The organism is Enterococcus sp. M190262 (assembly GCF_005843965.1).
In the GTDB taxonomy this organism is placed as follows: domain Bacteria; phylum Bacillota; class Bacilli; order Lactobacillales; family Enterococcaceae; genus Enterococcus_D; species Enterococcus_D gallinarum.
In genome coordinates this window covers 2,166,636-2,180,694 of sequence record NZ_CP040461.1, presented here as the reverse complement: position 1 = coordinate 2,180,694, position 14,059 = coordinate 2,166,636, and the positions used below count along the sequence as shown (strand labels likewise).

Below are 14,059 nucleotides of genomic sequence, written 5' to 3'. Positions count from 1 at the left end.
TATTTTCAATAATCATTAAAAATATTTTGTAAAATTTTCTCATCAGAGTTCGAAGAGTCGAAGTTCAACATCTTTTTAACAATGTTTTTATTATACTGGTTATCATCATCTTCCAAGATTTTTTTTACTACCTGTTCAGCGGAGTATGCTTGTCCGGATATTCCGATAGTTTCTTCCAAATCAAAGTACCAACCAATTTTCTCCGAATAACTCTGCTTATCTTCTTGTAAAACAATAATTTTTTTGTTTAAGTGGGCGAAGTCAAACATTGAAGAGGAATAATCCGTAATAAGCACATCAGAAATAAGAAATAATTCTTGAATATCAGTTAACTCATTGAAGTAAGCATGTATTCTATCATGCAACTGATTATATTTCTTGTACATATGCGATTCTAGAGGATGGAGTTTGACAATTATTTCATAATTGTCAGGCAGTTGTTCTATCACTGAAACCCAATCTATTTTAGTTAGTTCCTGTCTTTTTTTTCCACGCCAAGTTGGACAATACAAAATTATTTTTTGCTCTTCGTGATATGGACGATTTAAATACTTCTCTGTTACTCTAATTTTCTCAGATAAATTCATTTTGTTTTTAATCAGATAAGCATTCCTACCTACCCCAGTTTCTAAAACTTTTAACCTACTATTTTCAGATAATTTAAATGCACTGTAAAAAAGATTTTTATTCCACTGAGAACTAACAGGAATATAATCCCATTTCTTCATTCTTGGAATAAATGCTTCAGTTTCCAATATCCTTTGTTCTTCATCCATTAAGTCTGCTACCATTTTTTTTAATGGAAATCCATGCCAAGTTTCTAGAAAAATTTGTTTTGAACTCTTCCCAACTTTATCAAGTGAGTTGCCATTTATAATAATCAGTTTTGAAGTTTTAAACTTTTGAATATACTCTCTACTGCCTAACCGAACTGGAATCATACCATAAGAATAAATTTCTTGATCAACAAGTTCATTTATAGAACTGACAAAAAAATAATATCCTGGTTTTTTTTCTTGTAATGATAAAGCCAAATATTTTGGATCTCCAGCAAAAGATTTCCCATGAAAAGATTCAATAAAAATAAAATCATCTCTCAAATCAGCAACTCTTGTAGGAGAGATCTCACTATGGTTCCTATTAAATAGAATGTTTCTAATAGTTTTTTTGGTTTTTTCTGAAGAAAGTAACTTTTTTAGAAATGGAATTTTTTTCAAAAAAGTGTAGAAAGCTGATAGATATTTCTTATTAGAAACATTGTTCTGTTCAAATAATACTTTCATAATTTTTGATTCGTTTACATTGCATCTGTTAGAATTCCTAATAGGTGCTTCTAAGACAGCCTCTTCATATGATTTACCATAATTTCTAATCGGGCTAATTGACGAGAGTCGTTCAAAATCACTTCGAGCTAATTTGTTTTTTAATTCCAAAGGCATACTAAGAAAATCTTCTATAATTGCACTGTCTGATACTATTGAGCCTTCTAACCAGCAGAAACTCTGAAATTCTCCGTAAATTTCGGCAAGAGACTTATCATCACCAGAAAACAATATCATTTGTCGGCCATCAATAAATGCTTCAAGTATGGAATAACCTAGCGTTTCATACCTTGCAGTTGAAAGATAGATTGCATCACTTGGAATTTCTTGATTAATTAGAACGTTCTCTTGGAGATTGTAAAATAATATCAGCTTCTCATATACAAGTTTCCCAGGACCTTTTCCATTAATGTATAATTTATAAGTTTTTTTCCCCAAATGATTCACAAAATAATCCATTAATTTGATTGAATAGGCAATGTCTTTTTGCGATTCATCGAAACGTGAATAAACATAAAAACTCACATTTTCTTTGACTTGACGAACATTTGAAATTTCCCGGCAACGCAAATGTCTAATACTCACAGGAAAATGAACAATATTATTATTAGTGTATTTTTCACAAAGATATTTGTGCGCACTTTGCAGTCCAACCCGATAAGTATCTATTGCTTCAGGAGCAAAGTCTACTGTTGGATCTATCAATGGTAGCGGAGTATGCACTTCACCAATAATTTTTGAATTTGGAAATTTTTTTTTGATAACTTTAGCAAAAATAAAAAGACTCTCTCTTGTAATGATATAGACATCTTTGCTATCAACATTTTCCCATTTTCTAATTAAGTGAAAATCAATATGTTCTTTTTCTTGAAGCAATTCTTTTGTTCTTTTAACTTTTCCTTTTGAAAAAGGCAGGAGATTAAAATAGGTAATTTGATGACCATTGGATAATAGATCATTAATTAAATTTATATTGCTTCTAGTTGTTCCTCCTGTACCAAAAATGTCATATCCGATAATTCCAATTTTCATAATCCAACGTGACTGCACAGTCACTTACTCCCCTCATTAAGTTTCCACCACAAGCTTTTCGCCATAAATACTGGCAACTGTAGAATTCTTCCAATCCTCTTTGGATTGCTCAAAGAACGGTACAACCATTCTAAATGACAATTAATAAAAAAAGCAGGAGCTCTTTTTACGTGACCGCTTAAAACATCAAAACTCCCCCCAACATCTTGAAAAACTGATGCTTCAAGCGCATTTGTATTTTTAGCCAACCATTTCTCTTGCCGAGGAAACCCCAACGCTACAAAAAGAAAATCAGGTTGAGCAGCATTTATTTGATCAACTAAGATTCCATCGTCCATCTTAGTATATCCGTCCACTGCGCCTGCAACAATCAGGTCTGGGTATCGCTGATTGATGTTCTTAACTGCATCAGACAGGACTTCTGGCTTTGCTCCATAAAAAAAAGCACTTTTCTTATGAGTATTTGCGTAATCCAATAATTTCAACATTAAATCGTAACCAGTGACTCTTTCCTTGATTTTTCCACCAGTTAATTTCGAAACTAAGACTACGCCAATCCCGTCAGGTATGCGATGTGTACTATGATTGATAAATCGCACGATTTCAGGAAATTTATTGCTTTCAGTGATGATTTGCGGGTTTACACTTACAATAGTCATTTTACGATTACTATTGATATAATTTGGTAAATCATTGATTACATCCTCATAGGTAACTTGATCCACAAAAATTCCCATTATCTCTTCAGTTTTCATATTGTTCATCAATCCATTCAAATAAATAGTTCATTGCATTTCCAGAAACAAACGTATTCCACTTCGCATTAAAATCCACTAAGTCCTGTTTTTCGGAGGACATTATTTCTTCAAATAATCCAGCTGGCGTTTTCACGATTGAAGAATCCAGAGTATCTTTGAAGGCCTCTTGTATCCCCACAAGATCATCATATAATTCATAGTCATAACAAAAATAAATTATTTTTCCATTTGGATTCGCTAAAGAAAATTCAAATGGAACTGAGGAATAATCCGTGATCAGACAATCTGCAACAATAAGTAAATTTTTTAGATCATGTTGCATTTCATCAATAAAATAAGATGGATATTTCTTAGCCAAGTTTTTTAATTTTTTATCATGGGGATGGGCATGGATATAGAATACCCATTCATCACCAATTTGTTCTTCAATTTGCTCGAAGTCCAGCGGAAGCTCATAGTCGTTTTCTCTATAGGTTGGAACATAGAGAGCAATTTTTTTATTAGTCCCTTTTGATAAAATATTCTTTTCTTTAAGAATGTTTTTTTCGTTCCGATTGAAATAATAATCCGTCATGGGATAACCGAATTTTAAAAAGATAGGATCGATATTGTAACTTTCAGCAAAAATTTCAGCCATTGTCGGAGAACTTACTACAAAATGCGTAAACGTATCATATACTTTTTGATAACGTTGTTGATCCTTAGCAGTTGCTTTCTTAGCATATTGGGCTTGCAAACCAAATTTTTTGATTGCCCCATTTGCATGCCATATTTGAACAACTTTTGTTTGTTCATCAAAAGACATCCCCCCCAGAAAGGCGAAATAATTATCACATATAATCATTTGCGACGCTTTAATAATCGGGATGATTCTAGTACACAAGATATAAAATGACTGCAGAGGATAGCAGTCGATTCTTTCTTGATTAAATCGTTTAATCGTTTCTTGCGCATTGCTGGTATAACAAATAACCAAACGATTACCGTATCTTTCAACTAAAGCATCCAAAACATAGGTACTTGTGGATGGAAAACTTAACAAAAAGACGATTTTATTGTTTTTAGGACGTCTCCTTAGTGAAAAAAGTTTAACTAAGGACAAGTAAACGATTTTTGAAAACGAAATTGCAATTTGTTTAATCATAAATAACCTCTATTTATTTACATTAGTTCTTATTTTACCTGATAATAAGCAAAAAGAAAATAAATGTAACAAAACCGTTATATTTCAATAAAAGTTACACCTTCCGGCATATGGTGATCTTTTGATAAATCCAAAAACTCGCACCTTCATTCCCCTAAGATTCCTTGCTTCCTTTTACCAAAAAAAGCCAGCTTCCTACCCAGAAGCTGGCTTTTAATATCCCCTATGGATAAATACGATTCAATAAGCGTGGGAATGGAATGGCTTCACGCACGTGTTCGATACCTGATAGCCATGTAACGGTCCGTTCAAGACCTAGACCAAAACCGGTATGTGGAACTGAGCCATACTTGCGAAGATCTAAATACCAAGAGTATTCATTTTCATCTAATCCGTGGTTACGGATTTGTTCTAGCAAGAATTCATAATCTGTAGCCCGTTCTGAGCCACCGATGATCTCCCCATAGCCTTCTGGTGCAATCATATCTGCACAGATCACGACATCATCTCTTGTTGGATGTGGTTTCATATAGAAAGGTTTGATGGCTTTTGGATAGTTAAGAATAAAGACTGGTTGATCAAATGAGTTTGCAATAAATGTTTCGTGTGGCGAACCAAAATCGTCACCCCATTGAATGTCCTCAAAGCCATTTTTTTGCAATAGTTCTACGGCATCATCATAAGAAATACGAGGGAATGGTAATTTCGTATACTTTTCAAGAATGGCACGATCTCTGCCTAAAACATCTAATGCATAATCACAGTTGTCCAAAACGCTTTGTACAAGGAAAGCAACGTATTGTTCTTGTACTTCCAAGCTTTCTTCTTGATGCATGAAAGCCATTTCCGGTTCGATCATCCAGAATTCGATTAGATGACGACGCGTTTTAGACTTTTCTGCACGGAAAGTCGGTCCGAATGAAAAGACTTTACCAAATGCCATCGCTGCAGCTTCCATATATAATTGACCAGATTGAGATAGGTATGCTTTTTGATCAAAATAGTTGGTTTCAAAAAGATCCGTTGTTCCTTCCGGTGCAGACCCTGTCAAAATTGGTGGATCAATTTTGATAAAGCCATTATTATTGAAAAATTCATAGGTAGCACGAATCACTTCGTTACGGATCTGCATGATGGCATGTTGTTTTGAAGAACGTAGCCATAAATGGCGATGATCCATCAAGAAGTCGGTGCCGTGCTCTTTCGGTGTGATTGGGTATTCATGGCTTTCGCCCACTACTTCAATGCCGCTGATGCCGATTTCGTAGCCAAATTTCGAACGGCTATCTTCACGAATCTCACCAGTTACTAGAACTGCCGTTTCTTGATTTAAATTTTTGGCAAGCTGAAAGACTTCTTCGCCCACTTCGGTTTTTACCACGATACCTTGAAAATATGCGGTACCGTCACGTAATTGCAGAAAGGCAATTTTTCCACTTGATCGTTTGTTTGCGACCCAAGCACCAATCTGTACTGTTTCGCCAACATGTTTTTTTGCATCTAAAATTTGAATAGATTCCACACGTTTCTCTCCAATCTGATAATAAGGGTTCCATAAAGCATTTTAAGCTTTTCGGCTTTTCTTTTCAACAAAATCCTGCAAACGTTTTGCGGCTTCTTCCAAGGTTGCCCAATCGGTTGCATAGCTGATCCGTAAATTGTCTGGTGCACCAAACCCAGCACCAGTAACGACTGCTACTCCGGTCTCTTCCAGAATTGCTTCCACAAAATTATTGATGTCTTCATATCCGCACATATTCATTGCTTCCCTGACGTTTGGGAAAAGGTAAAAAGCGCCTTGCGGTTTTACTAATTGAAAACCTGGAATGGCTGCAACAATCGGATAGATTTTATTTAATCGGTCTTCGAATTGCTGACGCATGATTTCAATGGAGTCTTGATTCCCTGACAGTGCTTCAACAGCAGCATATTGACTGACAGCTGTAGGATTGCTAGTTGCTTGAGAAGCAATATCCGTCATCGCTTGAATGATTGTCTGATCGCCAACGGCAAATCCAATCCGCCAACCAGTCATGGCATATGTTTTTGAGACACCATTAATGATGATCGTTTGCTTACGAATAGCCTCAGACAAGCTAGCAATCGGCGTAAAGGAGTGCCCATTGTAAATCAGACGACCATAGATATCATCAGAAACAATCAAGATATGATGTTCAACTGCCCACTCTCCGATAGCCTGTAGTTCTTCTTTCGAATAAATTGCCCCCGTTGGATTGGAGGGCGAATTCAAAATAATGGCTTTGGTCTTGGCTGTTCTAACAGCTTCTAGTTGAGAAACCCTTACTTTAAATTGCTCGGTTTCCGCAGCATAGACGAAGACTGGATGCCCTCCTGCTAGTTTCACTTGCTCTGCATAGCTCACCCAATATGGCACAGGAATAATCACCTCATCTGCTGGATCGATCACTGCTTGAAACAACGCATAAAGCGCAAATTTAGCGCCATCTGTTACGATCACTTGGTTGGTGTCATACGTTACGCCATAAAACTCCTGCAGATAGCGTAGGATGGCTTCTTTTAGCTCAGGGATCCCAGCTGTCGGGGTATAAAAACTTGCCTTCCCATTTTCAATGGCTTGGATAGCGGCTTGACGAATATTCTCAGGAGTAATAAAGTCGGGTTCTCCTACCGTCAAACTCAATACGTCAACGCCTTGCGCTTTTAACGCCTTAGCCTTGGCAGCTGCAGCTAATGTAACTGAGGGCTCTACTTGATACGCTCGTTTGGAGAGTGTCATGTCAACCATCCTTTCTCTAAATCAAATATTATTGATGGCATTGATTTCCTTGCCGTCTTTAAAACCTAGCAAATAATAATGAAGTTCGCCAGAAGCATCTTTCGTCATGATTTCCCAAGCAGCTTGCTCTTTAAACAATCCTAAAGTAGCTTTCTGGATCGTTTCTTCTGGATGCTTTTCGGCAACCAATTGACGAGCGGCTTCTTCCGCTAGACCATCTGATTGTTTAAAAACTGACACTTTTTCACCGCTTTTAGGAATAATGACGATGATTTTATTTTCTTTATCATCTGTACCAACTAAACTAAAAGAAGAGGCTTGACGATTAAACCAATAAAATTGATCGACCTCTTTCAAATCCGTATACTTTTGAGCAATTTCGATTGCTTCATTGCGTGCCTGTCGCATCGGACGAGTCGAACGGATGTAGAAAATCGATGAGAATATGATAACGATCAATAAAAAAACGATCGCACCCAGTAAAATCATCACACGGCGTTGTTCTTTGTCTTTCGTTTTCACTCGTTATCCTCCATAAAAATAATATGCTCTATTATAGCAGATTTCAGCTATCTTTTAAGAAAAATGTTTTTTTGGTGTTTCTTCTGCTCCAGAATCAAAAAACGCCCGTATGTCCTCGGTCATTTCTTGTGGTGTAGCTTCTTTGACCGGCAGATTTTTTGGCAAACCTTTAAGTATTCGCTTGCCATACTTCGTAGAAAGAATCCGACGATCAAGAACCACCATTACTCCTTGATCATTTTCCGACCGAATCAGACGTCCCAACGCTTGACGCATTCGGATAATTGCTTTTGGCAATGCATCTTCCTTGAAAGGATCAATGCCTTCCGATGCTAAAAAAGCATGACGTGCTTGAACAAGCGGTCGTTTGGGATTCTCAAATGGTAAGCGCGTCACAACCGCGATTTTGAGCGCTTGACCGGGTAAATCGATGCCTTCCCAAAAACTATCTGTTCCAAAAAGAATCCCATTTTCCGCCAGTAAAAAGCGCTTGATGATTTTCTCGCGACTACCGCCAGTCCCTTGTGCTACAAGTTCTCGTCCTTGTTCCAAGGCTTTTTTATGCAGTTTTTCATAGACCCGTTTCAATGTTTCATGAGCAGTGAATAATACAAGTGTTGGCTGCAAATTTTCAAATAGCAACGGTGTTAATGCATCGGCCAAATATTGCGCGTATTCTTCATTCGTTGCTTGTTGAATCGAGATTCCTTGTTTGACAATAAACAGGCGTGCTTGCTTTTCATAATCATAAAATGCCGGAATCGTTTTGACCGTCACTTCAGGAATGCCTAATCGGTGAGCAAAGTAAGATTTGTTACCAGGAATTTTCAATGTACCGCCTAAATAAAGAATATGTTTGTACCTTGAATACCATTTGCTTTCGATAATTTGATTTCCCTGCAGGTCTGCCACTTCAATAATCGCTGCAGCAGTCCCTGCTTTTTTCTTGATCCAATGGACATACCGAGGTTGCCAATTCATCAGCCACGATTGAACCGTCGCTGCCTGTACCTCCATATCATGGAAATAATCGAACAAGCGGGCAATCAGGATGCGCTCCCGAGCCAATCGCCGTTCTTCTGTCGCCATGAATGTTGTCTGCAATCGCTGTTGGATTTCTAAAATTTCTTTATAATACAAATGAATTTTTTGATGGAGACGATCTTGCTGCAAGCTGCCATCGTAAAGATCCTTGCGTTGGACAAGTGTCAGTTCTTCCCCATCGATCACGAGTGTTTCAAAATAGGCTTCTAGCGTATCGATAATCAATTTGATGGCATCGATATACAATGAAAATAAATGGGAAAGATCGAATTCTTCAGCGACGAGTTGCTTGATCTCTTCAAACAAACCTTCTTCATTCAATTGCAAAAATTGTCGTTTGAACTGTTGGGAATCAAAGGAATTTTGCGAATATCTTTCGGCAATCTCCGGCAAATGCTGGACTTCATCGATCAGCAGAAAGTCACTCGTTGGTAGTAGTGGATACTGTCGCCGATTTTCCTGCATCAAAAATGCATGGTTGACAATCAGCACATTGCTTTGTGTCATCTTATTATAGAGATGGCGCACAAAATCCTGCTCATAAAAAGCTTGATTCTTTGCCAAAAAATCCACCCCTCGATGACGGATTTCCAAAAACAGCGGATGATCAAGACGCACAAGATTCAATTCATCAAAATCTCCGGTCTCAGTTTTGGTCAGCCAAACTAAAAGTCCCATCTGGTACTGGGCATACTGTTTTTGTTCAAGCGGTTGTTCTAATGTTGCTTTGAACCGCTGGAGATCAATGTAGTGTTGATGGCTTTTCACAACAGTTGCCTGCAACGGTTGTTCCAGTACTTGATTGACTAATGGGATGTCTTTAGCCAATATCTGATTCTGTAGCAAAATCGACGTGGTACTGACGATTAATGGATTTTTTGGAGTAGCTAAGTAGCTTGCAGGAAATAAGTACCCGATGGTTTTTCCCATGCCGGTTTCTGCCTCAATGATCAGATTTTTTTCTTCATGAGAAAAGTGATCATAAACAGCATTCATCAACCGCGCTTGTTGTTTTCGATAACTGAGGCGACCATCAAAACATTTGATCTTATCCGCTTTAACTTTAGGATACTCTCCTTGAAAATAGCTTGATTCAAACAATGGCACACTCTTTTTTCGCAGAACCAATCCATCGATTTCTTCCAAATGTTCAGGAAGCGGCTCTTCGGTACGTTCACTGACGATCCGCTGAATATACTGACTGGTCTGCATCCCCATTTGACCGCTCAACTGGGCGATTTGCTTTAAAGTCACCCATGGCAGTTCACGCATGATCGATTCGATGTACAGCAATAATGCCGCGGTCACTTCCGCATCGCTATCCGCCTGATGTGGATTCTCATGAACAAATCCGATACTTTCAGCCAGATCTCCCAAACGAAAGCTGCTTTCTGTCGGCAAAAAAACTTGCGCCAATTCCACGGTATCGATTCCTGGAATCTCAAGGGGCGGCATCCCGCATCGGATTAATTCTTGACTTAAGAAATGATAGTCAAAATAAATATTATGAGCCACAAAGACTGTTTGTGTTAACAAATTATAAATCGTATGAGCAACATCTTCGAAATACGGTGCTCGTTTCACTTGTTGATTGGTGATATGAGTCAAATTCTGGATCTGCTTTGATATTCTTCGATCCGGATTGATATCTGTCGCAAATCGATTAATGACCTGACCATCTTGGATCAAAACACAGCCAAATTGGATGATTCGATCAATGGCAGGATCAGTCCCCGTTGTTTCAAGGTCGACCACAGCGTATATGGGTTTCATTTCGCTTCCTCCTTACGCACTTCTTGCATTATACTACAAAATCTTTGCCTCTTACATCTGTTTTAGCCAATAACGAGGAAATCAAATTTTGAGATCAATCAGACGAGAAGCTTGATTTTAGGACTAAAGTCCTCATACGTTCATCCTATCAAAAATCAATGGACCATCCGTATCTTTCGACAAAGGTCAGGAACTTTTTTATAATTTAATTAAGAAGGAGGCGTTTAAATGAAACGGTTTGAAAATAAAAGGGTTATCGTGACGGGTGCAGCATCCGGCATTGGCAAAGCAGTTGCCCAGCAATTTCTGGATCAAGGAGCAGTCGTTGGTCTATTAGACATTGATGAAACAGAATTGAAGGCATTTGTAGAAGCCACTGAAGGTCAATCGATTTATCGTGTGGTTGATGTATCAAAAGGAGAAGAGCTCTTACAGGCAGTCACAGCGTTGGCACAAGAGTTGGGTGGTGTCGATATTCTCCACGTTAATGCAGGGATCAATGGAACCTGGACCCCTATCGAAGAGCTTTCACTAGATGATTGGGATACGACCATTACAACGAATCTTCGCAGTACTTTTGTCACAGTTAAAGCAGCAATTCCTTTTTTAAAAATCAACGGCGGCAGTATCGTGATCACAAGTTCGGTTAACGGCAACCGAATTTTCAAAAATTTCGGCGCTAGTGCCTACAGCACATCTAAGGCTGGTCAAGTTGCTTTCATGAAAATGGCGGCACTCGAGCTTTCCGGCTACAACATCCGAGTCAATGCGATTTGTCCAGGAGCGATTTCAACAAATATTGATGAGAATACGGCTATCGAAGAGGCTGTTGAAAAAATCAAAATCCCAATCGTCTTTCCGGAACGGGAACGTCCTTTGCGTCAGGAGACTGGTATTCCAGAACAAGTAGCTAACCTCGTGCTGTTTCTTTCCTCTGAAGATGCAGGAAACATTTCGGGTACAGAAGTCTATGTTGATGGAGCAGAATCATTGTTATAATAAAAATAGCCTGTGAAACAAGTCTTCAAAAACATACAAGATACTAAGAGCAGAGGAGGAACTAATCGACGGATGAGTTTCTCCTCTGCTCTTAGTATGTTTTTTTCATAGGTAAACTTGTTTCACAGACCATTTCAATTTTTGATTAGGTTTGCGATTTCTTCTAGAAAATTTTCTTTTCCATAGAAATCTGCATTCAATAGTTCTGGAAAGACCGCTTCAAAGAAGTAAGACACACTAGGACGGTGATTAAAATTTTTGACCGTCATTACTGCTTCGCGAAACATTTCTTTGTAGACTTTATCTGGATTGCTTTTTGAAATTTCTTCAAAAGATTCATAAAGCAAATCAATTTTATCTGCGATCGCCAACAATTGGCCTTCCAGGGAATCATCTTTACCATCCGCTAATCTACGACGATAAATCGGCTGAAATGATTCTGGAATCTCTTCTTCGATGAATGTATCTGTCATCTTTTCTTCTACTGTCGAAAGCATTTGCCGCAATTCTTTATTTGCATATTTGACAGGCGTTTTGATGTCTCCAATGAATCGTTCAGTATAATCATGATTTAATGCTTTTTCATAGAGAATCTGCCAATCGATCGTATTTCCCGCCTGCTCTTCAATATCAGCCAATGTCTGGGCAATCATTGCGACTCGAAAAGAATGCGCCGCGACGCTATGTTCTGTAAACTTAAAGAACCCCGGCGCCCGTTGAATCTTTTCCAAATTCGCCAGTCCCAAAATAAATTCATTCAGTCCCATCCTGAGTCCCCCTTTTTTCAAGTATAACAAATACAGAAAATGCAAACAAATTTAGACTCTACCTTCTTTTGAATGAAAGCACAAAAAAAGAGCAGCTAGGCTGCTCTGATAGGCAATAATTAAGCTTTGTTTACGTTAGTAGCTTGTGGTCCACGTTGTCCGTCTTCGATATCGAAAGTAACAGCTTGACCTTCTTCTAAAGTTTTGAAGCCTTCACCTTGGATAGCTGAAAAGTGAACGAATACGTCGTTTCCGTTTTCTGCAGTGATGAAACCAAAACCTTTGTCTGAGTTAAACCATTTTACTGTACCTGTTTCCATAATAAAAATCCTCCTTGTGTTAAAACACATATTTTGCAATTACTTGTATATGGTGAAAATGTGGGAGATGTTTTAAAATGAAACAAGCTACCATAAATTACCGTAACAAAAACTACACTTCGTATTATAGCACAGTTTTTGCTTCTTGACTATCGCAAACTTTAAAAAAATGAAAACGCAATTATTTCTTAACTTTCTCCACAAAGAAGGCACTTTTTTAGAGAAAAAGCCTGTGACATATGTTCTACAACAAAGGGACTAATCCGAAAAATTCTACGATTGCTCCTACAGTTTGTAAGTTCTAGAAGCAACTATACAAGGGATACGCAATCCTGATAAATCGTTCAGATTATTCTTCTTGTTGTTTATGTCACAGGCTAATTTATTCAACTGGTGCTTTACGGATATTTAGGAAACTAGTACCGCAAGATCGCAGTCAAACTTTTCTCATCCGGCGCATCTTTTTGCTCCAATATAGAGACTTCTCCACTGTTTTCCAACACATTTTTGGCCAATGTATTCAGCACTTGCCGACGATCATACTCAGTATCCGGGTCTTCTCCGAAGCCATCCACTAAATTTGAAGTGGCGATAAAGAGCTGCGCGATCCGTCCTTCTTTCGCTGCTGGTACGATGTCCACTAATTGATCCATAAATTTGCGGTCAAGCAGTTTGTTGTAAGAAGCTACTTCATTCTGCATCAGATCGTCCATCAATTTTTGCGCACACTCGGCAATTTGTTGTGGGGATAATGAAGCAGGCGATGACGCAATACAAGCATCTTTTTTGAAGTAACTTGTTTTTGCAATCTTCTTAAATAATGTTTGATTTTCAGGGAGTGCAAAAAGATAAAGCGGTAAATTTTCCTCATTTGGAAATTCATTTTTAAAATAATTGTCTACAGCTTGGTAGTAATTGACATGATCGATCTCAACCTCTTCGTCTTTAGCACTGAAGCCGTGGTAGGCAACGCCTTCACCAGAACTGTTTGGTGCACCTTGTGCACTGTAATTGAAATCTCCACCACCGCTGATTTCTTCACCAAGAGCAGTCTCAATGTCAACAGGAGCGTCTTCAGGCAATGCCACTTCAGTGACTTGCTTGTTTTCAACATGGTATACTTTCATGGAATCCCGATTCAATGCAAGTAAATAAAAGGCATAATTGAATTGGGCATTTTTGATGATCGCCAACAGGTAAGGTGTATCTCCGACATAGTATTGATCATCCACGGGAATACTCAAGCGATGGATCAATGTTTCTTCTGCTGTTAAGATCACTGCCACACTTTTGGTGCTGCTGCGCCAAAATGCCTGATCAGCAAGCAGAGTCTCAATTTTTTCCTGGAATTTGTTCCATGAGTGGTCGGGATATCTCTTCTCAAATCGGCGTTTTGCTTCTTTAGCAAAATTTTTGAATTTGATTTGATCTTTCTCAACATTTTGGTGACCTACGTGAGTATTTAGCATGATCGTGACAAATGGTCCATTGATTCCGTCAGTTGTTAATTGCGACAAAAAAGCTTTCCCAAATTTTACCATTCAACATTACCTCCTACTTGATCGGTTACACCTAAAGTGTACCATGCCTATTTTTATCCATAAAGCAAAACGATTGCAT

Annotated in this window: 11 protein-coding genes; 1 reads left to right on the top strand and 10 read right to left on the bottom strand. The window is 38.2% G+C overall.

Translation table 11 applies throughout. From position 1 onward, the window contains the following. Positions 1-5 precede the first annotated feature (5 nt). The 7 genes from FE005_RS10225 to FE005_RS10195 all read right to left on the bottom strand — a co-directional run bounded on the left by FE005_RS10225 (position 6) and on the right by FE005_RS10195 (position 10,353). A complete protein-coding gene (locus FE005_RS10225) occupies positions 6-2,378 on the bottom strand; it encodes a CDP-glycerol glycerophosphotransferase family protein (RefSeq protein WP_242387714.1) in 2,373 nt (790 codons plus the stop codon). Then, positions 2,375-3,109, bottom strand: a complete 735-nt coding sequence (locus tag FE005_RS10220; RefSeq protein WP_175413574.1) for a WecB/TagA/CpsF family glycosyltransferase — start codon at positions 3,107-3,109, stop codon at positions 2,375-2,377. The genes FE005_RS10225 and FE005_RS10220 overlap by 4 nt, the downstream gene beginning before the upstream one ends. Next, positions 3,099-4,256, bottom strand: coding sequence for a CDP-glycerol glycerophosphotransferase family protein (locus tag FE005_RS10215; protein WP_138371729.1), 1,158 nt, complete (start codon positions 4,254-4,256; stop codon positions 3,099-3,101). Before FE005_RS10215 ends, FE005_RS10220 begins: the two co-directional genes overlap by 11 nt. A 223-nt stretch (positions 4,257-4,479) precedes the next feature. Beyond that, the gene (gene asnS / locus FE005_RS10210) at positions 4,480-5,778 is read right to left on the bottom strand and encodes an asparagine--tRNA ligase (RefSeq protein WP_005472233.1); all 1,299 of its coding nucleotides are present in this window, start codon (positions 5,776-5,778) and stop codon (positions 4,480-4,482) included. A 42-nt stretch (positions 5,779-5,820) separates the two neighbouring features. After that, positions 5,821-7,014, bottom strand: a complete 1,194-nt coding sequence (locus tag FE005_RS10205) for a pyridoxal phosphate-dependent aminotransferase (protein ID WP_138371728.1) — start codon at positions 7,012-7,014, stop codon at positions 5,821-5,823. Between the two features lie 21 nt (positions 7,015-7,035). Next, positions 7,036-7,536: a DUF5590 domain-containing protein gene (locus FE005_RS10200; protein ID WP_138371727.1), complete on the bottom strand. Its 501-nt coding sequence runs from the start codon at positions 7,534-7,536 to the stop codon at positions 7,036-7,038. 54 nt (positions 7,537-7,590) lie between these two features. Further along, positions 7,591-10,353 (bottom strand): helicase C-terminal domain-containing protein, encoded by a 2,763-nt coding sequence (locus FE005_RS10195; protein WP_113849918.1) that lies wholly within the window; start codon positions 10,351-10,353, stop codon positions 7,591-7,593. 228 nt (positions 10,354-10,581) lie between these two features. Here FE005_RS10195 and FE005_RS10190 point away from each other — a divergent pair, with 228 nt between their 5' ends. After that, on the top strand, positions 10,582-11,352 hold the full coding sequence (locus FE005_RS10190; protein WP_003126921.1) for an SDR family NAD(P)-dependent oxidoreductase: 771 nt from the start codon (positions 10,582-10,584) through the stop codon (positions 11,350-11,352). Between the two features lie 134 nt (positions 11,353-11,486). Here FE005_RS10190 and FE005_RS10185 read toward each other — a convergent pair whose 3' ends face one another. The 3 genes from FE005_RS10185 to FE005_RS10175 form a co-directional block, all read right to left on the bottom strand. After that, the gene (locus FE005_RS10185; protein ID WP_005472230.1) at positions 11,487-12,119 is read right to left on the bottom strand and encodes an HD domain-containing protein; all 633 of its coding nucleotides are present in this window, start codon (positions 12,117-12,119) and stop codon (positions 11,487-11,489) included. Between the two features lie 119 nt (positions 12,120-12,238). Then, positions 12,239-12,439 carry a cold-shock protein gene (locus tag FE005_RS10180; protein WP_003126918.1) on the bottom strand — a complete coding sequence of 67 codons (201 nt, stop codon included), beginning with the start codon at positions 12,437-12,439 and terminating at the stop codon, positions 12,239-12,241. Positions 12,440-12,855: 416 nt separating this feature from the next. Continuing rightward, positions 12,856-13,980: a hypothetical protein gene (locus FE005_RS10175; protein WP_138371726.1), complete on the bottom strand. Its 1,125-nt coding sequence runs from the start codon at positions 13,978-13,980 to the stop codon at positions 12,856-12,858. Between the last annotated feature and the right edge of the window lie 79 nt (positions 13,981-14,059).